This is a genomic window from Methylophaga sp. UBA4204, assembly GCF_002379485.1.
GTDB lineage: Bacteria > Pseudomonadota > Gammaproteobacteria > Nitrosococcales > Methylophagaceae > Methylophaga.
In genome coordinates this window covers 39,130-40,989 of record NZ_DFTU01000100.1, presented here as the reverse complement: position 1 = coordinate 40,989, position 1,860 = coordinate 39,130, and the positions used below count along the sequence as shown (strand labels likewise).

2 protein-coding genes are annotated in these 1,860 nt (G+C 43.3%); both read right to left on the bottom strand.

Annotation, left to right across the window (positions count from 1 at the left end):
- The coding region (locus B3182_RS15065) for a response regulator (protein WP_292753373.1) at nucleotides 1-272 on the bottom strand (272 nt) is incomplete at its 3' end.
- 18 nt (nucleotides 273-290) lie between these two features.
- Nucleotides 291-1,860, bottom strand: a 1,570-nt coding sequence (locus tag B3182_RS15060) for a histidine kinase (RefSeq protein WP_292753370.1), incomplete at its 5' end; no start/stop codon positions are given.

The following is a 1,860-nucleotide window of genomic DNA, read 5'->3' as shown; positions in this document are numbered from 1 at the left end:
TCTTCCGCATCCGAGACCGTCAGAACGACATAATGAGCATCCAAGTCTGTCTCTTTGAAACGTCGTAATGTTTCCAGCCCATCCATGCCTTTCATATTAAGGTCCAATAAAACCAGATCCGGTTTAACCTCAAGGGCCAGATCTATCCCTTCCTGACCTGAAGCTGCTTCACCCACAATTTCAAAACTCGGATCATCCGAAATGATCTGTCCAACACCCTTACGAAATAAAGGATGGTCATCAATCAGAAGTACTCTTATTTTCTCAGTCATGTTTTTCTCTCGCTATAATTATTGTACTGACTTTGGTGTAAACACCAATCGAACTCGAGTGCCTCCATGGCGTTTGGCCATCACTTCAAGATCCCCTCCCAGGCTATTGGCACGTTCCTTCATGATGATCTGACCATGATGATCATAGGTGTTGGTATTAGCCGTAAAACCTATACCGTCATCTTCTATGGTTAATACAACATTTCCATTTTTACGTAGCTCCAGGAATATCGCTACATTCTTTGCTTTAGAGTGCCGCACGATATTGGATAGTGCCTCCCGGAGCACGTGTAACATATGAAATTCTTCATTGACCGTCAGACGGCAGTTGACAAGTCGATAATCAAGATTGATGTTGATACTGGAACGCTGTGAAAACTCATCAATCGTGGTTTGAATAGCATACCCCAAACCCCGCAAGTCCATATGCACCCGGAAGGTGGTAAGCAGTTCACGTAGCTCGCGATAAGCCGAATCAAGACCTTGCCGAAGCTCACCTATCATCTCGGCACTTTTTATCTTGTTATCGCCAGCCGACTGAAGCCGAGCCAGTTGGATCTTCATAAAGGATAAGGATTGTGCCAGGGAGTCATGCAGTTCTCGGGCAATCGCGGCACGTTCCTCCAAGACAGCCAGCCGACGTCCCTCTTCATCATGACTGTGAAATTTGGTGGCCATCGTCAGTAGTTTTGCAGTAATTTCCAGTACCTGGATTTCGGTATTTTCCAGAAATCTGTCTTTTTCTGTCTCAATCAACAAGATCCCAAGTGCTGACGCGGGCCCACTGAATGTCACTCCCACACAGCGAATTTCTTCACCTTCCGAATTCTGTTCCATATAACTGGACATGTTGTTACGGTGCAATTCATCGAATCTTTGATTATCCAGTTTTGGCGGCGGATGATGCGAAAAAATGATTTGTTCACTGGAAATAACCGCTGCGTCATCGGTGTAAATAATCGCAACATTAGAAAAATTCATCGCTCGTTCAAGTGAATAAATCACTTTGAGCAACGTTTTTTCACTTAGAATTTCATGGCTGGTCGTCTCAATGAAATTAAGAATAAACTCATGAGAACGCAATAAAATAAGCAGTTTTTCATTGGTACGTTCGGCCCATGCAACCTGTGAGGCATAGCCTTCTATTTTGGCTGTCATTTCAAAAATACGTTGCTCCAGGCGAGTAAACTCATCAGCATTTGGTTCCTGCTTTTGAGCAGGGAACTTGAACATCAGGAAGGTCTGTAACCTATCCATGCGTTCAACCAGAAAATTTTTCGCTCCCAACATAATGGCAATGATGCAGCTGTAGAGAAATAGCAGGCTGATGATATTAAGCAAAGCGATCACTGAAATTTTGATTTCACTATCCCGATGCAAAGCATCCGCCAGCTCTTTATAAGAATCCAAAACATTTTCAGCCAATCTGAGCTGAGTGGCCATACGAATGTTCAGTTCTGCTACGCCATCAAAGTTTTTCTGGGCTTGTTTAATATCCTCAAGCGCCACTTTTAATGCATCATTTTCCTGATTAAGCATCCAGGCAACAGATTCATCCTCAATATCCAGGTAATTTTTTTTCATTTGA